Here is a 26,831-nt window from a genome sequence, read left to right on the forward strand (position 1 = left end):
AGGCCGTAAAAACGTAATTTTGTCTGCAAAAAAAGTCATTCATTACAAAAAACAAAGGCACGGATTATTTTTTCTTATCAATCAGTGTGATACCCAACTAGTGTGCGGGTGCATAAGCGATGAAACGCGCTCGCTGGGATCCGCAATCGATTTAGTGCTAGACTATGCCACCTTTGTTAGTGACCTCCCTTTTGTGGAGAGACAACCATCGGGGCAGATATGAAACACACCGTTGAAGTGATGATTTCAGAGCAGGACGTACAGGCGCGAGTGAAAGCCTTGGGCGCTGAGATCAGCGAGCACTATAAAGACTCATCTGAGTTGGTATTAGTGGGGCTGCTGCGTGGCTCGTTCGTTTTCATGGCGGATTTATGCCGTGCGATTGATATGCCGCATGCGGTCGACTTTATGACCGCATCAAGTTACGGCAACAGCATGGAAAGTACGCGTGATGTGCGTATTTTGAAAGACTTGGATGATGATATTAAAGGCAAAGACGTACTCTTAGTCGAAGACATCATCGATACTGGCAATACGCTGAGCAAGGTGTGTGAAATCCTGTCTTTGCGCGAGCCAAATTCAGTACGCATTTGTACATTGTTAGACAAGCCAGAGCGCCGAGAAGTTGACGTTAAGGTTGATTGGTTGGGCTTTACGATTCCAGATGAATTTGTGGTTGGTGTGGGCATTGATTATGCGCAAAAATACCGCCATCTGCCGTACGTCGGTAAAGTGATTCCGTTGGACTAAAGGGTTCAAGGAATGCGAAAGGAGAAAGCCGAGCCGATGCTCGGTTTTTTTGATCTATGAACAGGTGAGTGCCAATCTGCTTTGTCAGGGAGGTGTGGAAAGACTAACACTCGACCTTGTCAGACACGAGTTCACACATTGCCGCTTGATAGTTGATTTCCAGTGATTCCCGGCTATTGGCAGTCATCCCCAGATCCCGCAAGATCCCATCGGTCGTATCGTAAAACCAGCCATGGACCTTCACATCTTGGCCGCGCTCCCAGGCCGCCCGCAAAATAGTGGAATTACCAAGGTGGTACACCTGCTCGGCGACATTGATCTCACATAGCCGATTACCGCGTGCTTGTGCAGGCAGGTGGCTAAGATAGCTTTTGTGCTTGAGGTAGAGATCACGAATATGCAGTAACCAATTGTTAATTAAACCCAGCTCAGGGTTTTCAATTGCAGCATGCACCCCGCCACAACCATAGTGGCCACAGACAATAATGTGCTTGATTTGCAGCACATCAACGGCGTACTGCACGACCGACAGGCAGTTTAAATCGGTATGAATGACTTGATTGGCGACATTACGATGGACAAAAAGCTCGCCCGAGTCTAGGCCAGTCAGGCGCTCTGCAGGAACTCGACTATCCGCACAGCCAATCCATAAGTATTCTGGATGTTGCTCCTTCGCCAAGTCGGCAAAAAACTGTGGGTTGGTATCACGAATGTCTTTTGACCAGGCTTTATTGTTGGCGAACAACGCTTTGATTTGGGCCATATCCACTCAGTCTTTTGGCAAGGTTATCAATTGCCACTATACCGCAATGATGAGGTTTGAAATATACTGAGATCAAATTTCACATTCTTTTACATCTTGCGCGCCCAATAGATCACGCTGTTTACCTTCAAAGCCACTGCTCGGATAGGTTAATCCAAGAAAATTCGTATACTGTCTCTTCCACCATCAATGCAGTAGAGGGTAGTGAGTGTTTGATAAGGGACGATTTGCGCAGCTGACATTAAAAGGGGATTTGTTTGGTGGGGTGACCACCGCGATCATCTCTTTACCATTGGCACTTGCATTTGGTGTGGCCTCTGGGGCTGGCGCGGAAGCGGGGCTATGGGGCGCGATTTTAGTCGGGTTGTTTGCCTCGCTATTTGGTGGTTCGTCTACACTGATCTCTGAACCGACCGGCCCGATGACAGTGATCATGACCACGGTGCTAACCGCGATGATGTCTCGCTACCCGGAAGGAGGCGTAGCGATGGCGTTCACTGTGGTGATGATGGCAGGCGCGTTCCAAATACTGATTGGTAGCTTAAGGCTGGGTAAATACGTCACCTTAATGCCATACAGCGTGGTGTCGGGATTTATGTCAGGGATTGGGGTGATTTTGATTTTGCTCCAGCTGGCACCCTTGCTGGGGCAAGCGGCCCCGACAGGCGGGGCGCTTGGCACACTCAAAGCATTGCCTGATTTAATCAGTCAAGCCGACATGAAAGAGGTATTTCTCGGTGTTTTGACGCTTGGCATCTTGTTTTATTTCCCTGCCAAGTATCGTCGTTTTATTCCCGCACAGCTTGTCGCACTCGTGAGTATCACCTTGGTCTCTATTTTGCTGTTTGATACCGACAGCATTCGCCGTATTGGGGAAATACCGACAGGCTTACCCTCGCTGGTGATCCCGCATATCACGACAGAACATTTTACCGCGATGGTAATTGATGCCCTCGTGTTGGGCACCTTAGGGTGTATTGATACCTTGTTAACCGCGGTGATTGCTGACTCACTGACTCGGCAAGAGCACAACTCCGATCGCGAGCTGCGTGGGCAGGGCATTGCCAATATGATTGCCGGGTTATTTGGTGCGCTCCCTGGCGCGGGGGCCACCATGGGCACGGTGGTGAATGTGCAAGTGGGCGCGCGTTCTCCTTTGTCAGGGATTTTGCGGGCGGCGATGTTAGCCGCTGTGGTATTGGTGGCTGGTGCGCTTACCGCGCCGATCCCGATGGCGGTACTCGCGGGTATTGCGGTATATGTCGGGTTTAATATCCTCGATTGGAGCTTTCTTCACCGCGCACATAAAATCAGTTTACAACAAACCGGTATCATGTATGGCGTGATGGCGCTGACGGTGTTTGTCGACTTGATTGTTGCCGTCGGCCTAGGGGTATTCATTGCGAACTTGCTGGTCATTGAGCGTCTAAGCCGAGAGCAAGCCAAGCAAGTACGGGCCATCAGTGATGCCGAAGATGATGAAGTGCCGCTTGATGACGAAGAGCGTGCGCTGCTTGATGCGAGCAATGGCCAAGTGTTGTTTTTCTATCTCTCAGGGCCAATGATCTTTAGTGTCTCGAAAGCAATTGCACGCCAGCATGCCCACATCAACGAGTTTCGTGTGATGATCTTAGATTTAAGCGATGTGCCTATGTTAGACATGACGGTTGGCTTGGCGTTGGAGAACGCGATTAAAGATGCGCGTGAAGCCGAGTGCACGGTATTTTTACTGTGCCCGCACGATGAGACACGTGAGCAGCTGCAGCGCCTGCACATCGGTGATTGGGTCAGAGACGCGCATATTTTTACCACACGCAAACCAGCGCTCGAGGCAGCGAACCGCTTGGTAGAAGTGATGCCCTAACGGGCTGTTCAACGTATGTTACACGTCAATGCACGCAAACTCGCTAACTGGCGTCATCAGCGGGTTTGTGTGCTGTCATGGCCTTTTCGGGGGATCCGCGCGTTACCCGGTTAGAAAAAAACACATCATCAAGATCACTTAAGTACAAGGTTTTTAGTGAATCTTTGCCACATTTCTCATCATTTCATTCTTTTTGGTTGAAAACTAACCATGCGTTTCCCCTCCTGATTTGATCTTGTGCACATTCCTATATACTGGCGCGCGCACTGGGGACCCCCGTGCCAGTGAGTAAAGCCGTCATGGCCGTGATACTGCATACGACTTGAAAGGATCAGCTGTTTTGAAATTCGAACGATTCAAGAACTGGACCCTTAAAGGGGACCTGTTTGGGGGCGTCACCACGGCGGTTATTTCTTTGCCCCTCTCGCTGGCGTTCGGGGTAGCGTCTGGTGCAGGCGCGGAAGCCGGGATGTGGGGTGCTATTTTAGTGGGCCTGTTTGCGGCCCTGTTTGGTGGGTCTTCCACTCTGATTTCTGAGCCGACCGGCCCGATGACAGTGATCATGACTGCGGTGCTGACCACCATGGTGTCACGTTACCCCGAAGGGGGCATGGCAATGGGCTTTACCGTGGTGATGATGGCCGGCTTATTCCAAGTGATTTTAGGGACCTTGAAGCTTGGAAAGTACGTTACGTTAATGCCGTATAGCGTGATATCTGGGTTTATGTCCGGCATTGGCGTTATCTTGATCATTTTGCAGCTTCCGCCTCTGCTTGGGCAAGGCACCCCTGACGGTGGCGTGCTCGGGACCTTGCAAGCGCTGCCAGAGCTTATCGCGCATACCCAGCACAGTGAGCTGTTATTGGGGCTGCTGACCCTTGGCATTCTTTTTTCTTTCCCACAAAAATATCGCCGTTATATGCCGGTGCAACTCGTTGCCTTGGTGGTGGTGACTTTGTTGTCAATGTGGTGGTTTGATCTCGAGGCGATTCGCCGTATTGGTGTGATTCCAACCGGCTTGCCGACCTTGATGCTGCCACACATTGACAGTGACGTACTGACCACCATGGTGGTGGATGCATTAGTGTTGGGTACCCTGGGGTGTATTGATACCTTGCTCTCTGCGGTAATCGCTGACTCGTTGACGCGCGAAGAGCATGACTCGGATAAAGAACTGCGCGGGCAGGGGTTGGCCAATATGGTGGCTGGCTTATTTGGCGCTTTGCCGGGCGCGGGTGGCACCATGGGCACGGTTGTCAATGTGCAAGTGGGAGGGCGTTCACCCTTTGCGGCCATTGTGCGCGCCCTTATTCTAGCGGCGGTGATCTTGGTCGCAGGCTTTTTGACTGAGCCCATTCCCATGGCGGTGCTAGCGGGTATCGCCATCTATGTGGGGTTTAGTATTCTTGATCGCACCTTTATCCAACGTGCCCACAAAGTCAGCTTACATCAAACCGTGATCATGTATGGGGTGATGGTATTGACCGTACTGGTGGACTTAATCGTGGCAGTCGGTGTTGGTGTGTTTATTGCCAATATTATTGCCATCGAGCACTTAAGCCGTGAGCAAGAAAAGCAGGTCAAAGCCATCAGTGATGCGGATGAAGATGACGTCCCTCTGAACGAAATGGAAAGGGCTTTATTAGACAGAGCCAACGGAAAAGTGTTGTTTTTCTATCTCTCAGGCCCAATGATATTCAGTGTCTCGAAAGCGATTGCACGTCAGCACAGTAAAATCGAGGAATTTGATGTCATGATCTTAGATCTCAGTGACGTGCCCATGATTGATATGACCGTTGGCCTGGCGCTGGAGAATGCGATCAAAGATGCGGTGGACGCCAATTGCCAAGTATTTCTGCTCTGCCCCCATCAAAAAACACGGGATCAGCTTGAGCGCTTGCATGTTAAAAATTGGCTCACTGACGATCATACTTTTGATAGCCGTTATGACGCACTTCGTGCTGCGCACCGAGTGACCGAGGTCATGCCTTAAAAGAACGGGAGCTTATGAAAGCCATCGAAATCACTAACCTGGTCAAAACCTATGGGACCAGTGTTAAGGCGCTAAAAGGGGTATCGCTCTCCGTGGAAGAGGGCGATTTTTATGCGCTATTGGGGCCAAATGGGGCGGGTAAATCCACCACCATTGGCATTTTGAGCTCACTGGTGAATAAAACCCAGGGGCAAGTGAGTATTTTTGGCTACGATCTCGATACCCAAAAGGTAGAAGCCAAAAAACAAATCGGGCTGGTGCCACAAGAGTTTAACTTTAACCAGTTTGAGAAAGTGGAGCAGATTGTGGTGAACCAAGCGGGTTACTATGGTGTGCCCCGCGACCAAGCGAAATTACGCGCGAAAAAGTACCTCTCGCAGCTCGATTTGTGGGATAAGCGCCATGAGCCTGCTCGTAATTTGTCGGGAGGCATGAAGCGGCGCTTAATGATCGCCCGTGCGTTGATGCATGAGCCTCGTCTGTTGATTTTGGACGAGCCAACCGCTGGTGTCGATATTGAGCTGCGACGTTCAATGTGGGACTTTCTCACTGAGATAAACCGGCAAGGGATCACCATTATTCTCACTACTCATTACCTTGAAGAAGCGGAAACCTTGTGTCGCAACATCGGTATCATCAATCGAGGAGAGCTGGTAGAAGACACCTCCATGAAGGCCTTGCTGGCGAAATTGGACGCAGAGACGTTTATCCTTGATTTACAGCCAGGGCATAAACTGAGCACCTTAGAAGGAGTTAACTGGCAGAAAACTGATACCAATACCCTGGAAGTGGAGGTGAATAAGTCAGTCGGGCTGACCCCTGTCTTTGATCAGTTGTCGCAACAAGGGGTGCAGGTGCTGTCGATGCGCAATAAGGCAAACCGCCTTGAGGAGCTATTTGTCACCTTAATTCAGCAAAATGGGGAGGAGCGTGCATGAATGCTTTGTATTGGGTGGCCTTTCGCACCCTGATTCATAAAGAAGTGGCGCGTTTTACCCGTATTTGGGTGCAAACCCTGGTCCCGCCAGCGATTACCATGAGCCTATATTTTATCATTTTCGGTAATCTGATTGGCTCGCGGATTGGCCAGATGGAAGGTTTCTCCTACATGGAGTATATCGTGCCGGGGCTTATCATGATGTCGGTGATCACCAACTCTTACTCGAACGTGGCCTCTTCGTTTTTTAGTGCCAAGTTTCAACATAATATTGAAGAGCTTTTGGTAGCGCCGATCCCCAACTATGTGATCATTGCCGGTTATATCGGTGGCGGTATGTGCCGTGGGTTAGCGGTCGGCGCCTTGGTGACCATGACCTCCCTGTTCTTCGTTGATTTGCAGATAGCGCATCCGTTGATTGTGATTACCACTGTGGTGTTGACCTCAGCGGTGTTTGCACTGGGTGGGCTGATTAACGCTATCTTCGCCAAAACCTTTGACGATATTAGCCTTATCCCCACCTTTGTGCTGACGCCTCTAACCTACTTAGGCGGGGTGTTTTACTCACTCTCACTGTTGCCCGATTTTTGGCAGGGGGTATCCAAGCTCAACCCGATTGTGTACATGGTGAACGCGTTCCGGTACGGCTTTCTTGGCGTGTCAGATGTCGGCATCATGACATCGTTTGGGGTGCTGATGCTGTTTATTATCGGCTTGTATGCGCTGGCGTGGGGCTTGATTTCCAAAGGAACGGGCTTGCGTAGTTAACGACCTCACCGTATCTGTGATTCGGATTAATATCGGATAAAAAGCCCCGGCTGTGATAGCCGGGGCTTTTTATTGCGAGCTTGAACGGTGATGCCTGATGGTGTGTTGACGGTTAATTAAATAAACCTTTTAGCCACCCGATTGGGTCTGACTGACCACAGCGCTTGGCAAACTGCCCATTAATATCCCAAACTGGCAGCGATGTCTCACCACGACAACTTAATTGATACTGACTGCCTTGCTGGGTTACGGCGACTGTGGTGACGTTAGCTGGCCAAGATAACGTCAGCGCACTGGCGCCTCGACGACTGAGATAATCATCATAGACACGCAATGCGCCTGAAGCGCCGGTGAGGCCGGTCGATTGGTTATCGTCGCGGCCAAGCCACACAGTGGTCACTTCTTTATCATCGATACCGACAAACCAACTATCGCGGTTATCGTCTGTGGTACCGGTTTTACCCGCGAGCGCCACATTGCCATGGCGACGCGTCAAGTAGCGCCCCGTGCCCTGCTGAACCACCTGTTTCATCGCGTATAACGTCAGCCAGCCTGCTTGCTGAGGCACGACACGCTCTGCTTTGGGCCAGTTTTGATAGAGGCTTTGCCCCTCTTTGGTGGTGACCGCACGTAAGGCGGTTAAAGGGGCACGTTGCCCTCCGCTGCCTAGGGTTTGATAGACCTGAGTGACCTCGAACGGGCTCATACTAAACGCGCCGAGGAGCAATGACGGTACTTCAGGAATGGTATCGGTATTGGCGCCCAGTTTTCCGAAGGTATTGATCACTTCATCTAACCCCAGCTGCATGCCAAGATTCACCGTCGGCACGTTATAGGACTTAGCAAGGGCGGTGAGTAGGGAAACACGGCCACGATATTGACGATCGTAGTTACGCGGTTGCCAGCTACTGCCTTGGCTGCCTTCCAAACGAATAGGTTTATCGTCAATCTTGCTGGTCAGCTGGAAATGTTCGGGTTGGCTCAACGCAGTTAAATATACCGCCGGTTTTGAGAGCGAGCCGATAGGGCGTTTGGCGTTTAATGCCCGGTTAAAGCCTGCAAAGCCTGGGCGTGCGCCGCCGACCATGGCACGGACTTCACCGCTGCGGCGGTCGGCAATCACCGCTGCCGCTTCAAGCTTGTTACCTGCTCGGCCTTTAAGGGCTTTGACCTTATCGACCACTGCGCCTTCAATCGCTTGCTGTGAGACAGGGTCGAGCGTGGTAAATATACGCAGCCCTTCGCCTGCGGCGTATTTCTCGCCGACATTATTGCGGATCTCCTCTTTGAGTTGATCAAAGTAGGCGGGCTGGGGACGCGAGAGCGTCGGGGTGGCTTGAATATCGAGTGGGCGACTGGCGGCGGCATCATAATTGGCACTGGTGAGCAGATTTTGCTCGAGCATCAAGCGCAGCACCAGGTCGCGTCGTGTTTTCGCGCGTTCAGGGTGGCGGAAGGGATTGTAATAAGATGGCCCTTTTACCATGCCAACCAGCAACGCGAGCTGATCGACACGTAGCTCACTGATAGGACGGCCAAAATACAAGCGTGCCCCTAGAGGAAAGCCGTGCACGGGCTCACCACGGTTTTGGCCGAGGTAAACCTCGTTAAGGTAGGCTTCAAGGATTTTGTCTTTGCTGTAGCGAAAATCGAGGATCAAAGCCATGTAGGCTTCTTGTACCTTACGCCACAAGGTGCGATCACGGGTGAGAAACAAGTTCTTAGCCAACTGTTGGGTAAGCGTCGAGCCACCTTGCACAGTACGCCCTGCGCGAATATTGGCAACCAAGGCGCGCAAAATACCGGTAGGAGAAACGCCTTCGTGATGATAGAAGTCTCTGTCTTCGGTGGTAATCAAGGCTTCAACTAAAAACTCAGGGAAACGCTCTCGTGGCAAGAATAAGCGTTGCTCACGAATACCGGATTCTATCATACCCAATAGCTTGGGCTCGATACGCAGTAATCCCAGCGGTTGTTGGCGGCTTACCTCGATGATTTTACCCACTTGGCCATCAGCAAAGCTTAGCATGGCATGACGCGCTGGCGCGGGGCCATCTTCAAAATCAAATGGGCGACGAATGATCTCAAGCCGTGTGCTTGACGCCGAGTATTCGCCAGGACGTTTTGGGGTGCGTACCTTCTGATAATTAAGCGCATCCAGTTGCTGGCGTAACTGTGAGAGGGAAAAGTCACTGCCAGGAGACAGATTGATGACTCGGCCATAAACGACCCCAGGAAGCTGCCAAATCTGGCCGCTGAACCTGTCTTGGATTTTGCCATCCAGGTAAATACCTAAAATAACCACGGCGGCAATCCCGACGAGGCTGCACTTTAGCCCCAAGCCTAACAGGCGCTTTCCCCAACTTGGCTTAGTCGGCGTCTTCTTAGGCTGGTGCTTGGGTGATGAACGTTTTTTATTACTCGGGCGTGAGCGTGTTTTTTTCTCTGCCATACAATAGCTTAACTCTGATTAAAATGGCGCTTGGTTTTTCGGGTTGGCACATGGTTGGCCGGATCATCAGGCCAAAGGTGCTTAGGGTAGCGCCCTTTCATTTCTTTTTGCACCTCTTTGTAACTCCCTTGCCAAAACCCTGCCAGATCTTGGGTGATTTGCAGTGGACGCCCGGCGGGGGAGAGTAACTCCACTTGCACGGCTACTTTGCCGTTAGCCAGGGTGGGTGTATCAGCCTGTCCGTACATCTCCTGCATTTTCACCGCTAAAACGGGCGCGTTTTCCGGGTTATAGCGCAGCGGATAACGCGAGCCGGTTGGGACAGTAATATGTGTGGGCAGCGCCGCGTTCAATTGTTGGGTGACTGCAAAGCCGAACCAAGCCTCTAACACGGGCTTGAGATCCAGCTGCTGCAGCGTTTGCCAGCGCGACATGCCGTGAATAAACGGGGCGAGCCAAGTATCGAGTGATGCCAACAAGTCATCATCGCTAAGTGCTGGCAGCGTGATGTCCAGGCCCCAGGCTTGCGCGCAGCGGGCGCGGGTGAGCAAGGATTGACTGCCGCTTTGCCAGTTCAATGCATCAATGCCTTTTTGGCGTACGGCGTCTAATAGCCCTTGCGCCTGCTGCTCGGCGCTGAGTGTGTCGAGCGGCTCACGGCTCAGCACTAACTCACCAAAACGTTGCTGCTTTTCTGCTTTTAGCATGCCGCGTTTATCATCCCAGGCAACGACTTCATGTTGGCCGAACAAGTCAGGACGCGCCGTCTGTAGCGCGGTGATTGACAGCGCAATAGCACTGTAAGCACGGCTATCGCCTTGGTCGGTGGCGATAAGGTCACACACCACGATAGCGCGAGTATCACTAAGGGGGTCTTGGCTGTCGAGTGTCACGCCGTGACCATTGGCCATCATAAAGCGTCCTGGCTGCCCCCGAGCGAAAGCCACTCTGTCAGGCCAGATATTGGCTGCCAGCAGCGGCAGCATGGTTTCATCAATCTGGTATTGCAAGCAGCCTCCCATCGTGCGTGCCAGTGATTGGGCGCGGTCTTGATAGTCTTTATGCGCCATCGCCGCACGCAAATGATCGGTGAGCGCCAGTGACGGGCCTGAAGTCACCGGTTTATCAGCCCAAGCGGCAAGCCAGCACGCCGTGGATAACACCGAAGCCTGCGACGTTTCAATACGGGCTAGCATTGCGGCGGCGCGGGGAGTGGCAGCTAACTGACTTGCCCGTTGCCCTAGGGCCGTTAACGCGTGGCGCGTATCAATCAGACCCAATTGTGTCAGTCGCAGACACGCGGCTTGCCAGTGTTGGGTAGGGGGCGTGTCAAGCCAATGTAAATCCTTCACGTCACAGCCCCACTGGATCACATTGAGCGCAAGATCGATTAAGTCTTCTCGCAAAATCGGGGCTGCGGGAGCGGCAGGTAAGCGTTGAAACTGCTCTTCGCTGTATAGGCGCAGACACTGTCCTTCCTCAAGGCGACCGGCGCGGCCTGCTCGTTGAATGGCGGCACTGCGCGTGATCTGCCGTGTTACGAGCTTATCGATACCCGTTTGTGCTTGATGGATAACCATCCTCTCAAGTCCCGCATCGATCACTAACCGGATACCCTCAATGGTTAAACTGGTCTCTGCAATATTAGTGGTGAGTACTAGCTTACGCCTTCCCCTAGGTGCGGGGGCGATCGCGGCGTGTTGCGCTGAGGTGTCAAGGCTGCCGTGGAGAAGGTGTAAATCCATATCACTAGGTAACCGCCCTTGTAGCGCTGAATGAACTTGGCGAATAGCACCCATGCCAGGGAGAAAAAGCAGTGCTGAACCACTATGGTGATTAATAAAATCAAGGCTGGCGCTAGCCACTGCGCTGCTCCATTGTGCATGACGTGCTAGCGGGTGGTAGTGATAATGAATCGGGAAGCTGCGCCCTTCAGTGGTGAGGGGGAATGCATCGGGCAAATACTGACGCAGGGCGTGGTTATCTAATGTCGCTGACATCACCACCAGGCGCAGATCGTCCCGTAATCCCGCTTGACAATCCAGGCTGAGCGCAAGGGCAAGATCGGCATGCAGACTGCGCTCGTGAAATTCGTCGAACAATATTAGGCTTACGCCATCTAGCAGCGGGTCGGTTTGCAACAAGCGTGTCAACACCCCTTCGGTGACTACCTCTAACCGTGTTTGAGCACTGACTTTGGTCTCTCCCCGCATTCTCAAGCCGATGGTCTGGCCGATAGGCTCATTAAACTGTTGGGCGAGGAAGTGGGCAATATTGCGAGCCGCGAGTCGACGGGGCTCCAGCAATAAAATTTTTCCCGGTACAACCGCTTGTTCGAGTAACGCAAGGGGTAAGCGCGTCGACTTCCCCGCGCCCGGTGGTGCGGATAAGAGGATTTGCGGATAAGACGCGAGCCCGTCTATCAGATCGGGTATGACGGCATCAATGGGAAGCTGAGACAAGAATTCGCCCTTTGTGTCAGAATCAAAGTGACTATTTTAACGGACTGAACGTAAAAGGAGAGCCCATGCGACTATTTTTCGCATTAGGTTTGGACGAGAAAGCCAATCAAACCGCGCGGGAGCAACTTGTTCGCTATAACCATCATCTTTATGGTGAAGGGCGCGCGGTACCCGATCAAAATTTACATGTCACCTTGGCGTTTTTGGGGGAGGTTCCTGATACCAAGCTCCCCGCGCTTCAAGCTGCGGCAAGTAACCTGTCTCTGCCTGCGTTTAATCTCACGACCTCAAGTGTTGAAGTGTGGGAGCAACCGAAGATTGCGTGTGTGACGTTCAACCAACCACCGCAGGCATTATTTAATTTGGCCAAAAATTTACGCGCGTTGTCAGTGTGGCCTGCCCAATCAGACAGTCATGCGTTTACCCCACATATTACCTTGCGTCGTGGCGTCAAGCATCAACAAGCGTTACACCTTCCACCTCTGCCAGCACAGACATTTGCCTGTCATCGATTTGGACTATATGCTTCGCCTTCCTCCGCGTCGGATGAATCGATACCTCGAGATAATGAGGGGCGGGCGTTATACCAATGCCTGCATCAATTCAGCCTTTGTTAATCATCAGCAGGAACGGCAGATGCAGTTTTCTCCACCGCTAGCGTCGGCAACCTTAGTACGCCGCTATAAACGTTTTTTAACCGATGTGACCTTGGCTAATGGCGAGTCGCTGACCATGCATTGTGCCAATACGGGGGCGATGACCGGTTGTGCGACGCCAGGCGATACCGTTTGGTATTCCACCTCCGATAATACCAAGCGTAAATACCCTCACAGTTGGGAGCTTAATCATACCCAGCAGGGACACTGGATTTGTGTCAACACGGCGCGCGCCAACACCTTAGCGGTTGAGGCGGTGCAGGCGAATCGTATTCCTGAACTAGTGGGGTATCGACAATTACAGACGGAAGTACGCTATGGCAGTGAAAACAGCCGCATAGACCTACTATTACGTGACGATGACAAAGCGGACTGCTATATAGAAGTAAAGAGTGTCACATTATTGGAGGAAGACGGCTGGGGCGCGTTTCCGGACGCCGTCTCGACGCGTGGGCAAAAGCACTTGCGTGAGCTGATGGCGATGGCAGAGCAAGGACATCGTGCGGTTTTATTGTTCGTTGTTTTGCACTCGGGGATTGAAAAAGTCACTGGTGCCCCCCATATCGACCCGGATTATAACCAGTTATTAAATCAGGCGTTGGCGTCAGGGGTAGAAGTGATCTGCTATCAGGCTCAGATGTCGCCGAGTGAGCTAAATCTGGTTAATTCCGTACCTTTTGTTAGTCATACCGCAAAAGTGTAAGCATGTTCACATTGGGCGTTGCGCGGCGTAAATCAAAGATTGCCACCCTAAAGGCTTTCTGCTATAGATAGCGCCCTCATTTGACAGACACGGGTCATGTCAAGGTTTTTTAGGAGAAGCTGAATGCCAGAAAGCAAAGAAAAGAAATCGCTGGGCATCCTGGCCATTGCCGGATTAGAGCCATACCAGGAGAAACCTGGAGAGGAGTATATGGGAGAGGCTCAGCTTGAGCATTTCCGTAAAATCCTCAATGCGTGGCGTAATCAGCTCAGGGAAGAAGTCGACCGCACCATGAATCATATGAAAGATGAGGCGGCCAATTTCCCCGATCCTGTCGATCGTGCAGCACAGGAAGAGGAATTCAACCTAGAGCTGCGTAATCGCGATCGCGAGCGCAAGCTGATTAAGAAGATCGATAAGACATTGCAGCGTATCGAAGATGATGACTTCGGCTTTTGCGACTCGTGTGGTATCGAAATTGGGGTGCGCCGCTTAGAAGCTCGCCCAACAGCAGAGCTGTGTATTGATTGTAAAACACTGGCTGAGCTAAAAGAAAAGCAAATGGCTGGCTAACGCTGGCGCGTTATATTTGCACACATCGATGCCTAGCCGTGGTTAGCGGAGAGAAAATCAGACAGATAAAAGGGAGCCTCGGCTCCCTTTTTGTGTTTTAGGGTGCTTGTGTTAGCGCAAGATCCCCGTACAATTTGCGCTATCCACACTCGCTGCAGGCGTTGCACCTACTGTCTATGCGCTTATCATGACTTTGCAGACCGCTTATATTGGCCGTTTTGCCCCTTCCCCGTCGGGCCCGCTACACTTTGGCTCATTGGTGGCGGCACTTGGCTCGTATTTAGATGCGCGTGCACACCATGGGCAATGGCTGGTTCGGATTGAAGATATCGATCCGCCTCGGGAGCAGCCGGGCGCCGCGAGTGACATTTTGCGTACGCTAGAGGCGTTTGGTTTTGAGTGGGACGGAGAGGTGCGTTACCAAAGCCAGCACCTTTCTGATTATCAAGCACAAATAGAGGCTTGGCTTGCATCGGGACAGGCGTATTATTGCACCTGTACGCGTCGGCAGATTAAAGAGGCGGGCGGCGTCTACCCAGGTTGGTGTCGTGATAAAGGTAAAGGGGCGCAAGCGGCGGCGGTGAGACTAAAAAGTCCCGTTGAGGTGCTCACTTTTCAGGACAGGTTGCATGGTACGCTTGGTCTTGATGCGCATCTTGCCAATGAAGACTTTATCATCAAACGACGCGATGGCTTGTATGCGTATAACCTTGCGGTGGTATTGGATGATATCGACCAAGGCGTGACCGATATCGTGCGTGGGGCGGATTTAATTATGCCGACAGGACGCCATATCGCGTTGTACCAACAACTCGGCCAACCCGTGCCGCGTTATTTACACCTTCCTCTGGCTGTCAATGCAGAGGGACACAAGCTTTCTAAGCAAAACCGGGCTCCTGCCATTGATAATCAAGCGCCGCTGCCAGCTTTACGCGCAGCGATGACGTTTCTTGGTTTGCATGCAGTGGCTGAGCAAGAGGTGGCAAGTCCCACCCAATTATTGGACCTGGCGGTTAAGCGTTGGTCGTTGACACAGATACCGAGAAAAACGGAAGTGACGACAGCATTCTAAAATGGCCCACCCTGATATATTATATGCCGCTGTTTCATGGCCCGAACAATTAAATACGAGGTGAGCTATCTTTAATCGAGTGACCAGCTTTTGCCGTAAGGTTCTGAATCGTGATAGTAAAACACGCGCAATTGAGGATCTTAAGTTGGAAGTTATCCCCCGCAAAGCACATGGCATTTCGCGCAAAGGTATCAGCGAAAATGCGCTGAAAGTGCTTTATCGCCTGCACAAAGCGGGCTTTGAAGCGTACCTCGTTGGTGGCGGTGTGCGAGATTTACTGTTGGGGCGTGAACCCAAAGACTTCGATATTGCGACCGACGCAACGCCAGATGAGGTCAAAAAGCTGTTTCGTAACTGCCGGCTCATTGGGCGGCGTTTTCGTCTTGCCCATATCTTATTTGGCCGCGATGTGATTGAGGTCGCCACGTTCCGAGGCCACCACGGTAAAGGCGAAAAAGATAAGCAAACCGCTCGCTCGGAAGATGGGATGCTATTGCGTGACAATGTATATGGCACCATCGATGAAGACGCGCAGCGCCGTGACTTTACGGTGAACGGGCTGTATTACAATATCGCCGACTTTTCTATTCGGGATTATGCGGGGGGGCTCGATGATCTCAATAACCGCGTTATCCGCCTGATCGGTGATCCTGAAACGCGTTACCGTGAAGATCCGGTACGGATGCTACGCGCCGTGCGCTTTGCGGTTAAGCTTGATATGACGATTAATAGCGCGACAGCGGCGCCGATTGTCGAGCTTGCGCCGTTATTGCAAGACATCCCGGCCGCGCGAATGTTTGAAGAAAGCTTGAAGCTGTTACAGTCCGGTCAAGGGTTCGCGACGTATCAAATGTTGCGCGAGTATAATTTATTTCAGCAGCTTTTCCCTGCCGTGGCCGCGCACTTTACCGAAGCGCAATCTAGCCAAACGGAACAGATGTTAGAGCAGGTATTACGCTCAACTGATAAGCGGGTGGTTAACGAACAGCGCATTAATCCGGCTTTCTTATTTGCTGCCATGCTGTGGTACCCCTTGGTGACACGGGCGGAAGAAATGGCATTTGAGAGTGGTTTGAGCTACTACGATGCCTTCATGGTGGCCGCCAGTGATATTGTGGATGAGCAAGTTAAGACCATCGCCATTCCGCGGCGCTTCACCGCCATGATACGTGAAGTGTGGCAATTGCAAATGCGTATGACTCGTCGCACTGGTGCGCGTGCGTTTAAAACACTGGACGAGAAAAAATTCCGCGCGGCATTTGATTTGCTCGAGATGCGCGGTGCGGTCGAAGGTGAAGAGACCGAAGCGCTGTGTGCGTGGTGGCGAGACTTTCAGCGTGCAGATCAAAGTGGCCGCCAAAAAATGGTGCGTGCGATCAATAAAGTTCATAATACGCGTAAACCCAAGTCTCGTCGGCGTAAGGGACCGCCACGTCGGCGTAAACCGCAGTCAAATTCAGACGCATGAATCGGGTATATATCGCCATTGGCAGCAATCTCGGTGAGCCTGTAGAAAAAGCCAAACAGGCGATTGCTGCGTTAAAGACACTGCCGCAGAGTCGTTTTGTGGCAGTATCAGCCCTTTATACCAGCAAACCCATGGGGCCGACCGATCAGCCCGATTATGTTAATGCCGTCGCGGCGCTGGACACTCAGCTTGACCCTCTGACACTATTGGATGCAACACAAGCCATTGAGCTTGATTATGGCAGGGAACGCAAAGCAGAGCGTTGGGGACCGAGAACGTTGGACCTCGATATTCTACTCTATGGCAATCGCGTCATCGACGAGCCGCGACTGACGGTGCCACATTACGGCATGAAAGTGCGTGAGTTCGTGCTTTATCCACTTGCCGACATCGCCCCCGACTTGTGCCTGCCTGATGGCAGCACCCTCGCCGCGTGCCTGACGCGCGTTGATCGCAATGGTTTAACCCGTATTAGCGATCACGCTTAATCGGTGGGCCCCAGTTTCAGGCTTTGGGAGACACAATGAAAAAAATCACAATTACCGATCTGATCACTTGGAAGCAGCAAGGGCAGAAGTTTGCGTCCTTGACTGCCTATGATGCGAGCTTTGCTCAATTATTTGAGCAGCAGGATGTGCCTGTTTTATTAGTTGGCGATTCGTTAGGCATGGTGTTGCAAGGAAAAAGCGATACCTTGTCAGTCTCGGTTGACGAGCTAGCGTATCACACCCGTTGCGTGCGAGCGGGCAGTCCCAACAGCTTGCTGATGGCCGATATGCCATTTATGAGCTGTGCCACCCCTGAGCAAGCCTGTACCAATGCCGCAGCGTTGATCAAAGCAGGCGCCAACATGGTCAAAATCGAGGGTGGATCATGGCTGGTTGACGCGGTGAAAATGCTAACTGAGCGCGCCGTGCCGGTTTGTGTGCATTTGGGCCTCACCCCGCAATCGGTGAATATCTTTGGTGGCTTTAAAGTACAAGGCCGTGAGGAAGAGAAAGCCGAACAAATGGTGGCCGATGCGGTCGCGCTAGAGAAGGCCGGTGCGCAGATTATCGTACTTGAATGCGTTCCCGCGTCACTGGCTAAACGTATTACCGAGACGGTGTCGGTGCCGGTGATTGGCATTGGTGCTGGCGGTGACACTGATGGTCAAATTTTGGTCATGCATGATATGCTCGGCGTATCGGCAAACTACATGCCCAAGTTCTCGAAAAACTACTTGGCAGAGGCCGGTGATGCGCGCGCGGCGGTGGCTCAGTATGTGCAGGAAGTGGCGAGTGGCGAATTTCCCGGTTCCGCCCACACGTTTAAATAGAGAGACCGAGTATGCAGGTAATTTCTGAGGTGGCGCCACTGCGCGATCAAATCAGCCAGTGGCAAAAAGCGGATAAGCGCATCGCCTTTGTGCCGACCATGGGGAATCTCCACCAAGGGCATTTAACCTTGGTGCGCAAAGCTCGCGAGCGAGGCGATGCTGTCGTGGTTAGCATTTTTGTTAACCCGATGCAGTTTGATCGCGCGGACGATTTAGCCAACTACCCGCGTACATTGGATGATGACCTGGCCAAGTTGCGTGAGGAGGGCGTGGATCTGGTGTTTACACCAACGGCCGACACGCTATATCCACACGGACTCGATGCACACACCACGGTCGAGGTGCCAAGGCTCTCAACCATGTTAGAAGGGGCATCGCGCCCCGGTCATTTTCGTGGTGTTGCCACCGTGGTGAGCAAACTCTTTAATTTGGTGCAGCCAGCGGTGGCCTGTTTTGGCGAAAAAGACTTTCAGCAATTGGCGGTGATCCGCAAATTGGTGGCAGATATGGCCATGCCGATTGAGATTATTGGTGTACCCACCGTGCGTGAAAGCGATGGGTTGGCGATGAGCTCTCGTAATAACAACCTAACCGTCGATGAGCGCCAACGTGCACCAGTATTGGCAAAAACCATGCGCTGGATGAGTGCACAAATGCGCAATGGGCGTCGTGATCTCGACGATCTGATTGAAGATGCTCATGATCAACTGCGTGCAGCGGGATTACAGCCTGACGAATTTTATATTCGTGACGCCACCTCTCTTGCGTACGTGAACGAAGACAGCCGACAAGCCGTGATTTTGGTCGCCGCTTATCTTGGTAATACACGCCTTATTGATAACCTAACAGTGGAATTGCATCGAGCCGTCGATAAAGCGGACAAAGCTGATCCCAGTGGCGACTAATGCGTCGTTGCTTAGCCGTCAGCGTCCATAAAATAGGCAATTCGAGTGCGTGGCTTCAGGTACTCTTTCACCACTTCTGGCAATTTGGAGATAGGCACGGCCGTGTCTATCTCTAGCTCACTGTCGCGCATGTCAATGATGGTGGCTTGATCGGAAGGAATATCCGGATCATAAATCATCACATTGGGTTTAAGCAGGGCAGAGCTGTTCACCGAAATAATAATGCCGACATCGTCATTCGACAATTTCACCACCGTCCCCGGTGGATAGACGCCCATCATCTTGACAAATAATGCCAACAAACGTGGGTTGAACTTGGCTTTGTTGTCTTTAAAAAGATGAGACAAGGCAGCAAAAGGCATCCTTGCTGGTGCGCCAAACTGAGGGCGACATAAGCGGTCAAAAAAGTTCACCATACTGACAATTTGCGCCGCTTCGTCAATGTCATCGCCTAATAGGCCTTTGGGGAAACCACTGCCGTTAGCAAACTCGTGGTGCTGGGCAATGATGGTTTCTACCTCAGGGGTACACTCTTTCATTTCTGATACCAGTTCCGCCCCATAATTAACATGTTGACGGTAGTAATTCATTTCCGGCTCCGTCAGTCGCTCCTTTTTTCGCACGATGGCCGACGGCACCTTCTTTGTACCGATATCATGCAGCACCGCGCCGGTGATCAATGCGCGAAGCTGATCATTGTCGTACCCGTTACTACGTGCCAACATCAGCGCGAGGACGGCCACATTCAGTGAGTGCGCATACATGTCTTCTGCCAGGCTCGGATCGTCCATTAGATGCAGGGTGACATTCGACTCGCTACCAAAGACCATCATGCTATCGACGAGCATGCGGACATCCTCGTTAGCCGCTTGTGGACGGTTGGCTGCCTTCATATTGATGGCCCGTAGCTGTGCCATCGAACGTTGATAATGCTTCTGCACTTTTTGAATGCGAGCACGAAAGCGGCGTTGTTCCTCTATGCGCTGTTGTTTCTCCTGCTCCATTGCCTCTTTTTCTCGGCTGACCGCATGTGGGTCGACTTCATCCGGGTTTTCTTTTTTTTCTGTCAGTGCGGGTAAGGGCACCGCCGTACTTTTATCCGGGTAATAGTAGACAAAGCTTATCGGGAGCGAGCGTATCACCTTCGCTTGTGCCTCACTTTCTATTTGAAAACGATTGAGCATAAACGGATGATCGCGCCATTTTAGCGGCAGTTTGATGTAAAGACCGGCTTGAAGTCGCTCTGTTGAGAGCTTGATGCTATTGGCTGACATGCGTTAATGACACTCGATCCATGAGGTAAAAGACAAGAATAAACCCCCAACAGATTACCATAAATTGGTGATGTTGAGTAAAAAGCCTAATCGCTATCGCACTGAACGGAAGTCGACTTAAAGAGTAGCAAAAAGTGCCAGAGGGGGGATGCATTTGCTGTCGTGGCAAAGCGTTGCGTACCGTGTTTATAGCGGTGCGGCCTGCAAGGTGCGGCCTGCAAGGTCACCGACACGGTGTCGGCATAAAAAAATCCCCACTCATGTGAGCAGGGATTTTTTTAAGTATGGTGCCCGGAGGCGGAATCGAACCACCGACACGGGGATTTTCAATCCCCTGCTCTACCGACTGAGCTATCCGGGCTAAGGCGCACCATTAAATAGTATTAACCGTCTCTTGTCAAAGCATATTTAACGGCGTCATTCCATTGAAATAAGTATTATTCCCACCTTTTTAACCGTTGCTTTTTGTGATCTCATTCATTCTTTTGAATGAACAGAAATAAATGCAAAGGTGTTGATTTTCTTACATTTAATAAACAGTGCATCACATATTGTATTGTTTTTTAATCATAATTTTAGGTTTTCTTTTTTTAGAAATAACCCTGCTGTCGATAATCCATCTTTAAAAGTAGGGACTAAAATAAGCTGTTCAATTGATTGTTGCTACACTTATTCAACAAGCAAATGAGATGCCTTTTTTTGACAACAGCTTAGGGCGATTCGGCCATGGTAATAGCACTCGGAGAGTCTCTCGATATTTCTCAAGTACAGCAGGTAAAAGCGGAATGGGAGGCGAAAAAGACGGACAATCAGACACACGTCATCGACGCCAGCCAACTGGGCAGAGTGGATGGTGCAGGCCTGCAATTACTGCTGGGGTTGGTACTTTCGTGTGATGATCTTCAGTGGCAAAACGTACCGGATTGCTTACATACTTCGGCACAACATGCCGGCATGACGACTTTATTAAAGCTAAATACTTGATACACGGAGTAGGAGTAAAAGGATGGCCAATATACTAGCAGCGGATGATTCGGTGTCGATTCGGCAAATGGTGAGCCACACGCTAAAAGAGGCGGGTTATCAGGTTGAAACAGCGAATGATGGTGCAGATGCACTGCGAAAAGCAAAGTCTAAAAAGTTTGATCTCATCATTTCCGACGTCAACATGCCGGTGATGGATGGTTTTGAGTTTGTTAAACAAGTGCGAGGCGTGCAGCAGTACAAATTCACGCCGATATTGATGCTCACTACCGAAGCGTCCGCTGAGAAAAAATCGGCGGGTAAAGCGGCGGGCGCGACAGGATGGATTGTTAAACCATTCAACCCAGATACCTTACTGAAAACACTAAAGCGCGTGCTGTAAGGCGCATCAACGGAGGGTGATATGGCCATGGATATGGACCAGTTACGACGCATCTTTTATGAAGAATGTCGTGAGAACCTCGAAGTGCTGGAAAGAGAGCTCTTGGCGCTTGACCCGGGGGCGACAGATCTTGAATCCATTAATACCATTTTCCGTGCTGCGCACTCGATTAAAGGGGGGGCTGCCACCTTTAATCTTGACGATATTAGTCACTTCACTCATGTGATGGAAACCTTGCTTGACGAGGCTCGGGAGGGAAAGCGACAGCTCGACAGCCACACGATCGATGTATTACTGCGTGGTGGCGATTGTATCCTCGCGATGCTTGAAGCATATGAAAATGAGGCTGAGTACGACGAAAGCGAGCGAGATGCGGTGACTGCCGCCCTCAATGCGATTATGGACAGTGACGGTGCGGCTGATTCCTCTTCAAGCGCTTTATCCACGCAGCCGGTATCGAGTGACCTTGACGCGAAGGGGGCGGCGGCCGCAGACATCGAAGAGTGGTTAATCACCTTTGTGCCTCACCCGGATATGTTGTTTTCAGGCAATGACCCTGTCCGGATTTTGCGTGAGGTACATGCATTGCCGGGTGGGGCGGAAATTAGCTGTGATCCGACCCAACTGCCACGTTTTGCGCAGTTAGACCCTGAAAAGCTGTATTTACGTTGGGATATTCGGGTTGATGGACATGTCCCACGTGATGAAATCGAAGCGATTTTTGAATGGGTTGAAGACGAGTGCGATCTTACGATTACGCCTATCCATTGTGGCGTGGCCAGTGATGTGGATACCGAACCGGTTGAGGTGGAACCGTCTGCCACTGTGCCACAATCACCGGAAAAGCCCGTCTCATCTTCTCAGCCCAAATCCGCTGCCAATAAAGCCAACAAACCTGCGGCGAAAAGCGAAGCCAGTGTGTCTTCTATCCGGGTGGAGATAGACAAAGTCGATAACCTAATCAACCTCGTGGGCGAGCTAGTGATTACACAGTCGATGCTGGCAGAGTTAAGTAGTGACTTCTCCCCTGAGCGGCTTGAGCAATTGCAATCTGGCCTTGAGCAACTGATGCTCAATACCAAAGAGTTGCAAGAAAGCGTGCTCGATATCCGCATGTTGCCGATCAGTTTTGCCTTTAACCGTTTCCCTCGTTTGATTCGTGATCTCTCCTCCCAGTTGGGAAAGCGGGTAGAGTTAGTTATTGAAGGCGAGAGCACCGAGCTAGATAAAACCGTGCTCGAACGAATTGCCGATCCGCTGGTGCATTTGGTTCGCAACGCGGTGGATCATGGCTTAGAAACCCCAGAAGTCCGCGCGGAAAAAGGCAAGCCTGAAACAGGGAAAGTGCATCTGAATGCTTACCATCAGGGCGGCTCGATTGTGATTGAAGTCAGTGACGATGGCGCTGGATTACACAAAGAAAGGATCTGGCGCAAAGCGCTGGATAAAGGGCTGATTTCAGACGACCTCCCGCTCAGTGAACTGACCGACGCGCATGTTTTTAATCTTTTGTTTGCGCCGGGTTTTTCAACGGCGGAGCAAGTGTCTGATGTGTCAGGGCGTGGCGTGGGCATGGATGTGGTGCGCCGCAACATTGAGCAACTGGGCGGCAACATTGATGTGCACTCAGCACCAGAGCAAGGCAGTACCTTTAAAATCAGCCTGCCACTGACATTGGCTATCTTAGACGGTCAACTGGTGAAAGTAGAAGGCCAAGTATATGTGGTGCCGCTGATCTCTATCATTGAGTCGCTTCAGATTGATAGCCGCCAAATTAAAACCGCATCTGGTGTTCAGCTTTATCGGTTGCGAGAAGAAAACATTCCCATTCTTCGTTTAAAAGAAGAGTTTGAGCTCGGCAGCAGTGGCGACGATCTTGATAAACAGCTGCTTTGTTTGGTCGAAGCCGGGGATAAAAAGGTCGGCCTGCTACTTGATGAGCTGCTCGGGCAGCAGCAAGTGGTGATCAAAAGCTTGGAGTCAAATTATGCCCGCGTGCCTGGTATTTCAGGCGCGACCATTCTAGGAGATGGCTCTGTCTCACTCATTTTAGATATCCAAGGCTTAATCACTCAGTTTTTAGCACGTGTCAGCGATGCCAGCGGTCATATCGCGGCGGCATAAGGAGAGGCGATGCAGACGGTAACGGAATCAGACAATGTGCTCGATATCGATGATCGTGTTGAGCAACTGCAAGGCAGTGACTATCTGAGCTTCGAACTAGATGGCGAACTGTATGGCGTCGATATCCAAACGGTAGAGGAGATTCGGGTGTGGGAGTCACCGACACTGATCCCGCGCTCGCCCACTTTTATTTTGGGCGTGATCAACCTACGCGGAATGATAGTGCCCGTGATGGATTTACGTATTCGCTTTCAGGCTAAACAGGTCGATTATCACCGAGAAACCGTGGTGCTGATTTTGCGCGCCAGTGAGGTCGCCAATAACAAGGTGATGGGCGTGGTGGTCGATGCCGTTTCCGATGTGGTTGACCAAGGGGAGGGGCAGATTATGCCTCCGTTTGGTGATTCTCAGGTGATTGCTTATGTCAGTGGCTTACTCAATGTCGGCGAGCGGGTGATGTCGTTGGTGAATGTGGATGAGTTGTTGCGTATCGAGCGATGGATATAGGTGGGGATATGGCGCAATCGCGAGAATACTTAAGTTTCTTACTCGAGGATGAAGAATACGGCGTCCATATTCTCGATGTGAAAGAGGTGAGAGGGTGGTCGGAAGTCCGTCGTATTCCTAACACCCTGCCTCACATGTTGGGGGTGCTGGAGTTACGGGGGGAGTACATTCCCATTATGGACATTCGCCAGTGCTTTGGTATGACGCCAGCGACGCTCACCGCCATGAGCGTCATCATTATTGTTCGCAACCAACAAGGGGTGTCGCTCGGTATCGTCGTGGATGCGGTGGCTGAAGTGCACAACTTGGAAAAAGAGCAAATTAAAGCCCCTCCTGGACTGCATCAACACGATGAGTGGTACATGGAAGGCATTGCGTCAGTGAATGACAGGCACCTGGTGTTGATTAACTTGGAACAGTTGTTCGACTTTGATCAGTTACAACAAAGCGCACAACCGGAAAGCGCAAACGAGGACTAGAATATGGCGTGGTTTAAAAGGGAAGTACAGCAAGACAACCAACAGACAAAACAGAATGTGCAGCTGTTAGCGGCACTTAATGTCGCGCCTGCTGCACTTGTGATGCTCGACAGTCAGCAGCAAGTCACCTTGATTAATCGACGTGCGCTGCAACTGTTGCAATGTTATCAGGCAGCGATTCGCGAGCACGGCAATGTCGATTTCACCGCGCAAAGTGAAGTGCTGTTTGGTAAACCGATGAGCAGCATACTTGCGGCGGATTTGGTGGACTACCAACAGTGGCAGCAGCTTATTGACGACAAACCATCGGTCCAAACTGTCGAGTTAGGCGCGGGCAAGTTGCGTGTGTCTGCCAGTAAAGTCGCCGATGGGCAAGGCTACAGTGTTGAGCTGTGTGATGTGACGGCACGCGCCCACCAAACGGAGGAGCACCAACGTCTTAAAGGCGCATTGGATAACACTCACAGTGCGTTCGTTTTATTGGGAAGACAGGGCGAAATCACCCATGTGAATGAGCAAGCGGTAAAACTGTGTAAACAGCATGAGAAAACCTTTCGGGCGAAAAACAGTGCCTTTGTTGCCAGCCGTGACGATATTCTTGGCAAACATATTGATTATCTTTTTCCTCAGCTGCAGCGCGAAACCTTTCATACCCCCGATAAGATGCCTATCAATCGGGATATTCGCTTTAAAGATGCGCGCTTTGAGTTTCATGCCACTGCCAGTTACGACCGTCACGGTAAGCATGTAGGCACCACGATTGAGTGGCGTGATGTCACTGAAAGGCGTAAGAAAGAGTCAGAACGTTCATTATTGGCGGCCGTGGTCGAGGGAATGACCACCAATGTAATGCTAGCAGATAAAGACGGTACCATTCGCTATCTTAACCCGGCAGTGACGGAGCTGTTCAAGAGCCGTGAAGATGAAATGCGCGAGATTTTCCCCGGCTTCTCAACGGATAAACTCGTAGGCACTAGTATTGACCAATTCCACAAAAACCCAGCGCACCAACAGTCTGTGATTGCCAACCCCGACCGTATGCCATTTAAAGCTGAGATTACGGTCGGGGAACTCGAATTTGCGCTTAATTGTATTGCCCTCTACGACGATGACGATGAGTACATTGGCCCTGCGCTGCAATGGGAGGACATTACCGAGCAAATGGATAGTCAGCGCCAAGTTGAGCGTCTTATCGCAAAAGCAGCGGATGGTAATCTGAGCGATCGGATGAATACCAGTAAATATAGTGGCGCGATGGCAAAACTCGGTGAGGGGATCAACCAGTTACTGGATAGTGTTGTCGATCCGCTTAACGAGTGTATTCGCGTGATGCGAGGGGTCTCGAAAGGGGATCTCAAAACGACTATGCCGGAAGACTACAAAGGCGAGTTTGAAGATCTCAGCCAAGCGGTCAATGCATCGATTAATAACGTTCGTAACATGGTCGAAAAGATCACGCATTCGTCGGCACGGGTGGCGTCTGCGTCAGCCGAAATTGCTGAGGGAAATAACGACCTGAGCGAGCGCACTGAAGAGCAGGCGGCTAACCTGCAGGAAACGGCTGCCAGTATGGAGCAGATGACAGCGACCGTGAAGCAGAATGCGGAAAGTGCGTCATCGGCCAATACTCTCTCCACTAAAGCCAGTGAAAAAGCGCGCAAAGGCGGTGAAGTGGTCAAAGAGACCGTGGATGCGATGGCGGAAATTAACGATGCCAGCAAGAAAATTGCTGACATCATTGGGGTGATTGATGAAATCGCATTCCAGACCAATTTGCTGGCTTTGAATGCGGCGGTAGAGGCTGCGCGTGCGGGTGAGCAAGGACGTGGTTTTGCCGTTGTCGCTGGCGAGGTTCGTAACTTGGCGCAACGCAGTGCCGGCGCGGCGAAAGAGATCAAGGACTTGATCAAAGACAGTGTGGAAAAAGTCACGCAAGGGTCGAAGCTCGTGGACGAGTCTGGCGAAATGCTAGAAGAAATTGTCGCGTCGGTGTCGGAAGTCTCCCAGTTGATTGACAAAATTAATGCGGCGAGCCAAGAGCAAGCCACGGGCATTGATGAGATCACACGCTCTGTGGCACGAATGGACCAAATGACACAGCAAAATGCTGCGCTCGTTGAAGAAGCGGCCGCGTCTAGTCAGTCGATGAGAGAAGAGGGCGCGGAGTTAATTAACTTGATTGGCTTCTTCCAAGTGGATATTGATGCCGACAAGCTCGTAGATATTCAAACCCCGAGCTCGAAACCCAAGGTTACCCCGAGTCACACGACTAAGACAGCGCCTAGAGCGAGCAGTGACAGTTACCGCAATGGTGAGGCCGCCAAAGCGCGTCTCAAGGCAGTGAACAGTCAAAAGTCGTCGAGCAATGAAGTCAGTGATGAGTGGGAGGAGTTTTAA

The 26,831-nt window shown here is 51.4% G+C and carries 23 protein-coding genes and 1 tRNA gene; 19 read left to right on the forward strand and 5 right to left on the reverse strand.

Annotated features, from left to right (window positions below):
• Window positions 1-219: 219 nt before the first annotated feature.
• On the forward strand, window positions 220-750 hold the full coding sequence (gene hpt, locus BZG20_RS08570; protein ID WP_046074001.1) for a hypoxanthine phosphoribosyltransferase: 531 nt from the start codon (window positions 220-222) through the stop codon (window positions 748-750).
• Window positions 751-853: 103 nt separating this feature from the next.
• Here hpt and can read toward each other — a convergent pair whose 3' ends face one another.
• Window positions 854-1,513 (reverse strand): carbonate dehydratase, encoded by a 660-nt coding sequence (gene can / locus BZG20_RS08575; RefSeq protein WP_046074002.1) that lies wholly within the window; start codon window positions 1,511-1,513, stop codon window positions 854-856.
• Window positions 1,514-1,721: 208 nt separating this feature from the next.
• On the opposite strand from can, the gene BZG20_RS08580 reads away from it, so the two are divergent.
• The 4 genes from BZG20_RS08580 (at window position 1,722) to BZG20_RS08595 (ending at window position 7,075) form a co-directional block, all read left to right on the forward strand.
• Entirely contained in the window at window positions 1,722-3,377 is a 1,656-nt protein-coding gene (locus tag BZG20_RS08580; protein ID WP_077578735.1) for a SulP family inorganic anion transporter, read from the forward strand.
• Between the two features lie 340 nt (window positions 3,378-3,717).
• On the forward strand, window positions 3,718-5,370 hold the full coding sequence (locus BZG20_RS08585; RefSeq protein ID WP_077578736.1) for a SulP family inorganic anion transporter: 1,653 nt from the start codon (window positions 3,718-3,720) through the stop codon (window positions 5,368-5,370).
• A 14-nt stretch (window positions 5,371-5,384) separates the two neighbouring features.
• Window positions 5,385-6,308, forward strand: a complete 924-nt coding sequence (locus BZG20_RS08590) for an ABC transporter ATP-binding protein (RefSeq protein WP_077578737.1) — start codon at window positions 5,385-5,387, stop codon at window positions 6,306-6,308.
• Window positions 6,305-7,075: an ABC transporter permease gene (locus BZG20_RS08595; protein WP_077578738.1), complete on the forward strand. Its 771-nt coding sequence runs from the start codon at window positions 6,305-6,307 to the stop codon at window positions 7,073-7,075. Before BZG20_RS08590 ends, BZG20_RS08595 begins: the two co-directional genes overlap by 4 nt.
• A 112-nt stretch (window positions 7,076-7,187) precedes the next feature.
• Here the strand turns inward: BZG20_RS08595 and mrcB are convergent, their stop codons facing one another.
• Both mrcB and hrpB read right to left on the reverse strand, forming a co-directional pair.
• Complete coding sequence (gene mrcB, locus BZG20_RS08600) at window positions 7,188-9,527, reverse strand: penicillin-binding protein 1B (protein ID WP_077578739.1); 2,340 nt, start codon at window positions 9,525-9,527, stop codon at window positions 7,188-7,190.
• An 8-nt stretch (window positions 9,528-9,535) separates the two neighbouring features.
• Window positions 9,536-11,989, reverse strand: a complete 2,454-nt coding sequence (gene hrpB, locus BZG20_RS08605) for an ATP-dependent helicase HrpB (protein ID WP_077578740.1) — start codon at window positions 11,987-11,989, stop codon at window positions 9,536-9,538.
• Window positions 11,990-12,054: 65 nt separating this feature from the next.
• Here hrpB and thpR point away from each other — a divergent pair, with 65 nt between their 5' ends.
• The 8 genes from thpR (at window position 12,055) to panC (ending at window position 18,684) form a co-directional block, all read left to right on the forward strand.
• Complete coding sequence (gene thpR / locus BZG20_RS08610) at window positions 12,055-12,606, forward strand: RNA 2',3'-cyclic phosphodiesterase (RefSeq protein ID WP_077578741.1); 552 nt, start codon at window positions 12,055-12,057, stop codon at window positions 12,604-12,606.
• A 19-nt stretch (window positions 12,607-12,625) separates the two neighbouring features.
• Window positions 12,626-13,348, forward strand: coding sequence for a DNA/RNA nuclease SfsA (gene sfsA, locus BZG20_RS08615; protein WP_077578742.1), 723 nt, complete (start codon window positions 12,626-12,628; stop codon window positions 13,346-13,348).
• Window positions 13,349-13,471: 123 nt separating this feature from the next.
• Window positions 13,472-13,921: an RNA polymerase-binding protein DksA gene (dksA, locus tag BZG20_RS08620; RefSeq protein ID WP_046074011.1), complete on the forward strand. Its 450-nt coding sequence runs from the start codon at window positions 13,472-13,474 to the stop codon at window positions 13,919-13,921.
• Between the two features lie 187 nt (window positions 13,922-14,108).
• Window positions 14,109-14,993: a tRNA glutamyl-Q(34) synthetase GluQRS gene (gene gluQRS, locus BZG20_RS08625; RefSeq protein WP_077578743.1), complete on the forward strand. Its 885-nt coding sequence runs from the start codon at window positions 14,109-14,111 to the stop codon at window positions 14,991-14,993.
• A gap of 103 nt (window positions 14,994-15,096) precedes the next feature.
• Window positions 15,097-16,461, forward strand: a complete 1,365-nt coding sequence (gene pcnB / locus BZG20_RS08630; protein ID WP_046074209.1) for a polynucleotide adenylyltransferase PcnB — start codon at window positions 15,097-15,099, stop codon at window positions 16,459-16,461.
• Window positions 16,458-16,949 (forward strand): 2-amino-4-hydroxy-6-hydroxymethyldihydropteridine diphosphokinase, encoded by a 492-nt coding sequence (gene folK, locus BZG20_RS08635; RefSeq protein WP_077578745.1) that lies wholly within the window; start codon window positions 16,458-16,460, stop codon window positions 16,947-16,949. Before pcnB ends, folK begins: the two co-directional genes overlap by 4 nt.
• A 35-nt stretch (window positions 16,950-16,984) precedes the next feature.
• The gene (gene panB / locus BZG20_RS08640) at window positions 16,985-17,779 is read left to right on the forward strand and encodes a 3-methyl-2-oxobutanoate hydroxymethyltransferase (protein WP_077578746.1); all 795 of its coding nucleotides are present in this window, start codon (window positions 16,985-16,987) and stop codon (window positions 17,777-17,779) included.
• An 11-nt stretch (window positions 17,780-17,790) separates the two neighbouring features.
• Entirely contained in the window at window positions 17,791-18,684 is an 894-nt protein-coding gene (gene panC, locus BZG20_RS08645; protein WP_077578747.1) for a pantoate--beta-alanine ligase, read from the forward strand.
• Window positions 18,685-18,695: 11 nt separating this feature from the next.
• Here the strand turns inward: panC and BZG20_RS08650 are convergent, their stop codons facing one another.
• Both BZG20_RS08650 and BZG20_RS08655 read right to left on the reverse strand, forming a co-directional pair.
• Window positions 18,696-19,958, reverse strand: a complete 1,263-nt coding sequence (locus tag BZG20_RS08650; protein ID WP_077578748.1) for an HD domain-containing phosphohydrolase — start codon at window positions 19,956-19,958, stop codon at window positions 18,696-18,698.
• A gap of 285 nt (window positions 19,959-20,243) precedes the next feature.
• Window positions 20,244-20,319: transfer RNA gene (locus BZG20_RS08655), tRNA-Phe, on the reverse strand.
• A gap of 365 nt (window positions 20,320-20,684) precedes the next feature.
• Between BZG20_RS08655 and BZG20_RS08660 the strand changes: the two genes are divergently transcribed.
• Genes BZG20_RS08660 through BZG20_RS16245 form a run of 6 tightly spaced genes read left to right on the forward strand, consistent with a single transcriptional unit; the run spans window position 20,685 to window position 26,831 of the window.
• A complete protein-coding gene (locus tag BZG20_RS08660) occupies window positions 20,685-20,942 on the forward strand; it encodes an STAS domain-containing protein (protein WP_077578749.1) in 258 nt (85 codons plus the stop codon).
• A 22-nt stretch (window positions 20,943-20,964) separates the two neighbouring features.
• Window positions 20,965-21,324, forward strand: a complete 360-nt coding sequence (locus BZG20_RS08665; RefSeq protein WP_046074018.1) for a response regulator — start codon at window positions 20,965-20,967, stop codon at window positions 21,322-21,324.
• 21 nt (window positions 21,325-21,345) lie between these two features.
• Complete coding sequence (locus BZG20_RS08670; RefSeq protein ID WP_077578750.1) at window positions 21,346-23,448, forward strand: chemotaxis protein CheA; 2,103 nt, start codon at window positions 21,346-21,348, stop codon at window positions 23,446-23,448.
• Window positions 23,449-23,457: 9 nt separating this feature from the next.
• Window positions 23,458-23,955 carry a chemotaxis protein CheW gene (locus BZG20_RS08675; protein WP_046074020.1) on the forward strand — a complete coding sequence of 166 codons (498 nt, stop codon included), beginning with the start codon at window positions 23,458-23,460 and terminating at the stop codon, window positions 23,953-23,955.
• 8 nt (window positions 23,956-23,963) lie between these two features.
• Window positions 23,964-24,434: a chemotaxis protein CheW gene (locus BZG20_RS08680; protein WP_046074021.1), complete on the forward strand. Its 471-nt coding sequence runs from the start codon at window positions 23,964-23,966 to the stop codon at window positions 24,432-24,434.
• Between the two features lie 3 nt (window positions 24,435-24,437).
• Complete coding sequence (locus BZG20_RS16245) at window positions 24,438-26,831, forward strand: methyl-accepting chemotaxis protein (RefSeq protein ID WP_077578751.1); 2,394 nt, start codon at window positions 24,438-24,440, stop codon at window positions 26,829-26,831.

The organism is Salinivibrio sp. IB868 (assembly GCF_001995655.1).
GTDB classification, from domain to species: Bacteria; Pseudomonadota; Gammaproteobacteria; order Enterobacterales; family Vibrionaceae; genus Salinivibrio; species Salinivibrio siamensis.